Raw genomic sequence first — 7,501 nt, 5'->3', positions numbered from 1 at the left:
CCCCGTGGGCCCAACCCGCTTTTTCTGCTCCCTGGTGAACAGTTGTTTAATTGGGGGGGGGGGGGGGGCCGCCCCCCCCCCCCCGGGCGCCCCCCCCCCCCCACGGAGCTAGACGACGGGTGCGGCGCCCGCTCCGGCCGGCGCGACGAGGTCGGTGGGCCGCGGCCGGGTCGCCGCGCTCCCGCCCTCCAGGAGCACCTGCGCGATGCGCTCGCTCGCGCGGCCGTCCCACAGCTCGGGGCAGCGGGGCGCGGGCGGATCGTCGAGCACCCGGTGCACCGTGGCCGTGATGCGGTCCGGGTCGGTGCCCGCCAGGACGTTGGTGCCCTGCTCGACGGTGATCGGGCGCTCGGTGTTCTCCCGGAGGGTCACACAGGGCACGCCGAGCGCGGTGGTCTCCTCCTGGATGCCGCCGGAGTCGGTGAGCACCACGCGGGCGGAGTCCTGCAGGGCGATGAAATCGAGGTATCCGGCGGCCGGCACCAGCCGGATGCCGCCGGGGACGCCGATCTCCGCCAGCCGCTCGGCGGCCCGCGGATGCACGGGCAGCACCAGCGGGATGCGGCCGGCGATCTCGCCCAGTGCCTTCAGCAGGCCGCGCAGGGCGTCCGGATCGTCCACGTTGGCCGGCCGGTGCAGGGTGACCAGGCCGTACCCGCCGCGGGCGAGCCCGTAGCGGGTAAGGACGTCGGACTCCCGGGCCCGGTCCAGATTGGCGAACAGCGTGTCGATCATGACGTTGCCGACGACGTGGATCTGGTCCTCCCGGTACCCCTCCGCCCGCAGGTTCGCGGCGGCGTCGGGGGAGGGCGCCAGCAGGTAGTCGCTGAGCCGGTCGGTGGCGACCCTGTTGACCTCCTCGGGCATGCTCCAGTCCCGGCTGCGCAGACCCGCCTCCACATGGGCCAGCAGCGGCCCGGCCTTGGCGGTGACCAGGGCGCAGGCCAGGGTGGAGTTGATGTCCCCGACCACCACGACCGCGTCCGGCGCCAGCTCGTCGAGCAGCGGCTCGAAGGCCTCCATCACCCGGCCGGTCTGCAGCGCGTGGCTGCCGGATCCGGCTCCGAGATAGCGGTCGGGGGAGCGGATGCCGAGGTCGCGGAAGAAGACGTCGTTCATGGACTCGTCGTAGTGCTGGCCGGTGTGGACGAGGACGACCTCCGCGCCGCGGCGCTCCAGGGCGTCCATCACCGGCTTGATCTTCATGTAGTTGGGCCGGGCTCCGGCCACGCAGATGATTCTGGTCATGCCGTCACAGCACCTCCACCTTCGGTCCCGACAGCCGGTTGCGGCAGTCGAGGATCAGCGAGGCGTGCTCGGTGATCATCGGGTAGTCGAAGGAGTCGTGGTCCGTGAGGAGGACGACCACGTCGGCGGCGGCCAGCTCCTTGCGGGTCGGCTCCACCCGCGAGAGGCGGGCGTCGACCTTGATGCTCTCGACCACGTGCGGGTCGGCGGCACGCACCTTCGCGCCCATGTCCAGGAGCAGCTGGGAGACGCGTACCGCCGGCGACTCCCGGGCGTCGCCGGTGTTCTTCTTGTACGCCAGCCCCAGGAGCAGGATCCGGGAGCCGTTGACCGAGCGGCGTTTGGCGTTGAGCGCGTCCATGACGCGGCGCGTCACATACTCGGGCATGTGGCTGTTGATGTCGTTGGCCAGCTCCACGAACCGGAAGTTCTGGCCCAGCTCGCGCTGGACCCGCCACGACAGGTACGAGGGGTCGATCGGCAGGCAGTGACCGCCCACGCCGGGGCCCGGCGTGAACTTCATGAAGCCGAACGGCTTGCTGGAGGCGGCCTCGATGGTCTGCCACACGTCGATGTCGAGGTGGCGGGCGAACATGGCTATCTCGTTGACGAGCGCGATGTTCACGTGCCGGAAGGTGTTCTCCAGCAGCTTCGCCAGCTCGGCCTCCTTGGGGGAGCGCACCGGTACCGTGGTGTCGACGAGGCCCGCGTAGAAGGTGTCCACGGCCTTGAGCGAGAGGGCGTTGACGCCGGAGACCACCTTCGGCGTCTGCTGGAAGCCCCACACCTTGTTGCCGGGGTCGATGCGCTCGGGGCTGTAGCCGAGGTGGAAGTCCACGCCGGCCGTGAGGCCCGAACCGTCCTCCAGGATCGGCCCGAACAGCTCCTCGGTGGTGCCCGGATAGGTGGTCGACTCCAGCACCACGGTGGCGCCCGGCCGCAGGAAGCGCGCCAGGGTGTGTGCGGACTCCTCGATGTAGCGCAGGTCGGGGGCACCGTCCTGCAGGGGGGTCGGGACGGTGACGACCGCGACGTCGAAGCCGCCGCAGTCCCGGGCCTGGTCACTGGCCTGGTACGTGCCCAGTTCCAGCGCCTTGGCCAGTCGCGCGGAGGAGACGTCCTCCACGTACGACTCGCCGGCGGCGAGGCTCTTGACCCGCCGCGCGTCCACGTCGTAGCCGACCACCTGGTGTCCGACCTCGGCGGCCCTGATGGCCAGTGGAAGGCCGACGTATCCCTGTCCCACGACGACGACGCGCATCAGTGACTCCTGTTCGCGGAACCGGAAGACGGTGTGGAAGGCAGTGCGGACGGTGTGCGGCGGATGAGTTCGCGGACCGTCATGAGGAGGAAGGCGGCATTGGTGGTGAGGTAGCGCTTGGCCAGGCGGCGCGGTTCCTGGAGGGTCCGGTAGAACCATTCGAGCCCCATCCGCTGCCAGATCAGGGGGGCGCGCTTGGTGATGCCGGCCAGGATGTCGAAGGAGCCGCCCACGCCGTGCACCACGTGGGCGCCGGTGCGCTTGCCGTAGCCGGCGGTGAAGATCTCCTTCTTGGGCGAGGTCATGCCGAGGAACAGCATGCGGGCCCCGCTGGCGCCCACCGCGTCCGCGATCCCGCCCTGTTCGGAGTCCTCGAAGTAGCCGTTGCGGCTGCCCGCCACGCGCAGGGCGGGGAACCGCTCGGCGATCCGCCCCAGCATGAGGTCCAGTACGTCCTGCCGTGCGCCGAGCAGGTAGACGGGGACCTCGGCGGTCTCCGCCGCGGCCAGCAGCCGCATGAACAGGTCGATTCCCGCGACCCGTTCGGGCAGCCGGACCCCGAGGACGCGACCGGCCCAGACCACGGCCTGGCCGTCGGCCAGGACGAGGTCGCAGCCGGCGACCGCCGCCGCGAGGCGGGGGTCGCGGCGCATGTTGACCAGCTTGGCCGCGTTGACCATGCCGATCTCGATCTGCTCACCGCGCTGCACGGCATCGAGGCAGCGCCGGACGGTCTCGTCCATGGTCAGGGGGTCGAGCGCCACCCCGAAGAGGGACTGTCTGTGCTTCATCTCCCGAGCCCCCCGAGCCAGGCGTGGAGCAGCCAGCCGAACTCGTAGGGCCTGCACTCGCGGTCCACCGCCAGGGGGCGGAAGATCCGGTCGAGCGGGGCCAGCCGGGCCCCCGGGGCGACCCGGGTGGTGAGTCCGCGGGCGGCGCGCACGGCCTTGGCGGGATCGCCGCGGTAGACCTTGCGCCAGGTGACCCCGAACTCCTCGCGGATCATGGGTTCGCGCGGAGTGCCGTCGGGCCCGCTGATCTCGGGAACCGCCGTCATCCAGCGCAGGCCCCGGCGGATCTCCGCGCCGAAGTCGGTGCCGCCGGCCTCGGCCAGGTCGAAGAGGGCCGTCGGTGCCATGGCGTGCTGGTGCACGCTGTAGACCGGGTAGCCCTCCACCACGCCGCCCGTGCGGGCGTCGTAGTGCCACCACCACTGTCCGCCGTCCCCCTGGAGGGCGCAGATCCGGGCGGCGCAGGCGTCGGCGGCCGCCAGGGCCCGCGGGTCCGGGGCACTGGCGTGCAGCCGGGCCAGCGCCTGGAGCGGATAGGTCTGGTCGGCGAAGCAGGCCACGTGCGAGCGGTATCCGGGGACCAGCCCGGGTCCGGTGGCGTGCGGGAACAGCGGGCCGTCCCCGACCCGGGCCGCCAGCAGGCGGTCGCGGGCGGCCGCCAGCCGGTACTCGACGTCCACCGCGGTACGGGCCGCGGTGAGCGCGGACAGCACCCAGGCGGCTTCCACCGTGTACTGCGGACGTCCCGGGACGTCGAGTTCGGCCACCCTGGCCACGGCGTCCGCGAGCTTGGGGTGTCCGGTCTCGGCGGCGGCCCAGGCGATGAGCGCGGCGTCGCCGAGGTTCGTCACCGCGGGCAGCCGTTCCACCAGGACGGCCGTGAACTCGGCCGCGCTGCGGCCGTCGAAGAGGGCGCGCTGGCGCTCCTCGGGGAGGAACCGTGCCCCCAGTGCGGTGATGGCCGCGTACCGGGTGCTGGTACCGCGCCGCTCCATGCGCCTCGCGCCGTCGGGGGAGACGGTCCCCACCCGCGTGAAGACGAAGGTCTCCGCGCCCGGCAGGTACATCTCGGGCAGCCCCGCCTCGGCCAGTGCGAGCAGCCGCTCGGCGAGGGCGTGCAACGACGGGTCCTCATGGGCCAGTGCTTCTAATCGTCTGGCGGTCACCGGGTCCCCACCTCGGTCTCCCGCGTGCCCTGCTCGCCCTGTATGTCCGAGCTGTAGCCGTACTGCTCCAACACACCTACCCCCTCTGAAAAATCGTTCCTAGGACAGACCCGGCGGTCGTCGTCCGGTGAGGGGAGCGCATGACGCTGCGCGTGCCCACGGTGTGATCCCCCCGTCGGCACGAGCATTCCGGTTCCGCTGGATCCCCCTCCAGCGAAGCCCCGGATCGGGGCGCGCGCGGACGGCGGCGGCGGACGGGCGCATGGTCCTGCGCCGGCCGTCACCTCGTCTGCGATTGCCCTCGTCGTGTACAACCCCCCACGGAACACGGCCCGTTGCCTGCTCAGATCCCGTGTACAGGGACAAGGTATGCCCAAGGATGTTCATTGATTGTGGTTTTGGGGAAATGCCATTGACCCAAAATGCCGACGTTGCGTCAGGTGCGCTCGGCCAGCGTTCCGTCGGTCTCGTCGTGCAGGGCGCCGGTGCGCGGGCACTCCCATACGCCCGGCTCGCCCTCGCGTTCCAGTAGCCGCACTCCGGCCCGGCCCACCCAGCCGATGCGCCGGGCCGGCACCCCGGCCACGAGCGCGTAGTCCGCCACGTCGCGGGACACCACCGCGCCGGCCGCGACCAGCGCCCACCGGCCGATCCGGACGCCCGCGACGCACACCGACCGGGCCCCCAGGGAGGCTCCCTCGGCCACGACGACCCCGGCCGCCTCCCAGTCGCCGCCGCGCTTCTGGCGGCCGTCGGGATCGACGGCCCGCGGGTAGAAGTCGTTGGTGAGCACCGCGGCCGGGCCGATGAACACCCCGTCGCCGAGTTCGGCGGGCTCGTACACCAGTGCGTAGTTCTGCAGCTTGACGTTGTCCCCGATCCGGACGCCGGGGCCGACGTACGCCCCGCGGCCCACGATGCAGTCGCGGCCGAGCCTGGCGTCCTCCCGCACCTGCGCCAGATCCCAGATCGTGGTCCCCTCCCCGAGCTCGGCCGTCTCGTCGACCTGGGAGGAGGGTTGAATTCGGACACTCACGGGGCGGTCCCCTTACGGCTCGCGAGGCGTTCGGACGTACGTCGTATGGATGTACGTCGCATTGAGGTACGGAGGGAGCATATGCGGCATCGGCCGTGCGTGCCCCGAAGATCAACCGACTGTTCACGGAGTGGACTTGACGGCGCCTCGGACGCCGCCCCGGCGGGGGCCGCGTCCGCCGCCTTAAGGTCGCCCCATCGCTTCCTTAAGTGGAACCTAAGGTTCGCCATCGCCGCCCCGAATCGATCAATTGTCCGTTTCGGGGCGGCTAGCGTGCTGCCGCACCCCGATCTTCACGGCAATCGGCAATCGGCAATCGGCGATCGGTAACCCGGACCACCGGGACTACCGGGACCACCGGCACCACCGGCAACTCAGAGGCAGGCACGCGATGGGCAGCAACACCGGACACCGGCGCAAGGCGAGCAAGAAGGCGAAGGCCGCGGGCGGGACGGCGGTGGCGGTACTGATCGCGGCCGCCGCCTTCGCCTTCACGGGTACCGCCCAGGCCGCCTCGGTCGGCGCGGTGTACACGAAGTCGAGCTCCTGGAGCGGCGGTTACACCGGCACGTACGTGATCACCAACAACACGGGCCGCACGCAGACGGGTTGGACCCTCGAGTTCGACCTGCCCGCGGGCACGGCCCTCGCCTCCCTGTGGAACGGCTCGCACACGGTCAGCGGCCGTCGCGTCACCGTGAAGCCGGCGGCGTGGAACAAGGAGCTGGCAGCGGGAGCCTCCGCCACGATCGGCTTCGTCACGAGTGCGAGTGCGAGTGCGAACGCGGGCAACCCGACGGCCTGCCGGATCAACGGAGCGAAGTGCTCGGCGGACCCCGGCCCGACACCCCCGCCGGGCGGCCGCCCCACCACCGCCCCCACGCACGCCCCGACCGCCGCGCCGACGCCCGGGACCAGCGCCCCCGCGAGCCCCGCCCCCTCGGTCCGGCCGACCAAGCCCGTCCCGCCCGCCGCCACCCCCACGCCCCCGCCCGCGACCGGGACCCCGGCCGGCGGCGCCCGCTTCGCACCGTACGTGGACACCTCCCTCTACCCGGCCTACGACCTGCTCGACGCGGCGGCCAAGACCGGGGTCAAAGAGTTCCACCTCGCCTTCGTCACCTCCGGCGGCGCCTGCGCCCCGCTGTGGGGCGGGGTCACCGAACTCGCGAACGACATGGTCGCCGCGCAGATCGGCGCCCTGCGCGCCAAGGGCGGCGACGTCCGCGTCTCCTTCGGCGGGGCCGCCGGACACGAACTGGCCCTGAACTGCGGCTCCGCGCAGGAGCTGGCCGCCGCCTACGGCAAGGTCATCGACCACTACCGGCTGACCAAGGTCGACTTCGACATCGAGGGCGCGGCCCTGCCCGACACCGCCGCCAACGCCCGCCGCGCGCAGGCCATCGCCTTGCTGCAGTCGTCCCACCCGGGGCTCGACGTGGCCTTCACCCTGCCCGTGATGCCGGAGGGACTCACGCAGCCGGGCGTGGCCCTGTTGGCGGACGCGAAGAAGGCCGGCGTACGGATCCACGGGGTCAACATCATGGCCATGGACTACGGCCCCGCCTACAGCGGCGACATGGGCCGGTACGCGATCCAGGCCGCCACGGCCACGCAGGCCCAGATCAAGGGCGTGCTCGGCCTCTCCGACGCGGCGGCCTGGAAGGCCGTCGCCGTCACGCCGATGATCGGCGTCAACGACGTCACCAGCGAGATCTTCACGGTCGCCGACGCCACCCAGCTCGTGGACTTCGCGAGCGAGAAGGGAATCGGGAGGCTGGCGATGTGGTCCGCGACCCGCGACCGGCAGTGCCCGGCCGGATCCGTGAACTACGCCGACCCGACGTGCAGTTCGATCCTCCAGCAGCCCCTGGCCTTCACCAAGGCCTTCGGGGCCCTGCGCTAGGAGCGCGGGTGCGGCGCGACCGCGGTGCCGCCCGCCGGCAGGTGGACGGGGGTACCGGGGATCGCGATGCCCGGCGGCCGGTGACGGGCTACC

6 protein-coding genes are annotated in these 7,501 nt (G+C 72.0%); 1 reads left to right on the top strand and 5 read right to left on the bottom strand.

The annotated features are described in order from the left end of the window. Window positions 1-108: 108 nt before the first annotated feature. The 5 genes from wecB to ACIA8F_RS31385 form a co-directional block, all read right to left on the bottom strand. Complete coding sequence (gene wecB, locus ACIA8F_RS31405) at window positions 109-1,248, bottom strand: non-hydrolyzing UDP-N-acetylglucosamine 2-epimerase (protein ID WP_399383871.1); 1,140 nt, start codon at window positions 1,246-1,248, stop codon at window positions 109-111. A gap of 4 nt (window positions 1,249-1,252) precedes the next feature. Then, entirely contained in the window at window positions 1,253-2,509 is a 1,257-nt protein-coding gene (locus ACIA8F_RS31400; RefSeq protein ID WP_399383870.1) for a nucleotide sugar dehydrogenase, read from the bottom strand. Then, window positions 2,509-3,300: a WecB/TagA/CpsF family glycosyltransferase gene (locus tag ACIA8F_RS31395; RefSeq protein WP_399383868.1), complete on the bottom strand. Its 792-nt coding sequence runs from the start codon at window positions 3,298-3,300 to the stop codon at window positions 2,509-2,511. Before ACIA8F_RS31395 ends, ACIA8F_RS31400 begins: the two co-directional genes overlap by 1 nt. Then, window positions 3,297-4,466, bottom strand: coding sequence for a hypothetical protein (locus ACIA8F_RS31390; RefSeq protein ID WP_399383867.1), 1,170 nt, complete (start codon window positions 4,464-4,466; stop codon window positions 3,297-3,299). Before ACIA8F_RS31390 ends, ACIA8F_RS31395 begins: the two co-directional genes overlap by 4 nt. Window positions 4,467-4,902: 436 nt before the next feature. After that, window positions 4,903-5,502 (bottom strand): acyltransferase, encoded by a 600-nt coding sequence (locus tag ACIA8F_RS31385; RefSeq protein ID WP_399383865.1) that lies wholly within the window; start codon window positions 5,500-5,502, stop codon window positions 4,903-4,905. A 391-nt stretch (window positions 5,503-5,893) separates the two neighbouring features. Between ACIA8F_RS31385 and ACIA8F_RS31380 the strand changes: the two genes are divergently transcribed. Next, on the top strand, window positions 5,894-7,408 hold the full coding sequence (locus ACIA8F_RS31380; RefSeq protein WP_399383863.1) for a cellulose binding domain-containing protein: 1,515 nt from the start codon (window positions 5,894-5,896) through the stop codon (window positions 7,406-7,408). The last annotated feature ends 93 nt before the right edge of the window (window positions 7,409-7,501 follow it).

The sequence above is a fragment of the Streptomyces sp. NPDC051563 genome, from assembly GCF_044454225.1.
GTDB lineage: Bacteria > Actinomycetota > Actinomycetes > Streptomycetales > Streptomycetaceae > Streptomyces.
Note: the sequence above shows the minus strand (reverse complement) of the source record. Positions and strands in the feature narration are given on the sequence as shown.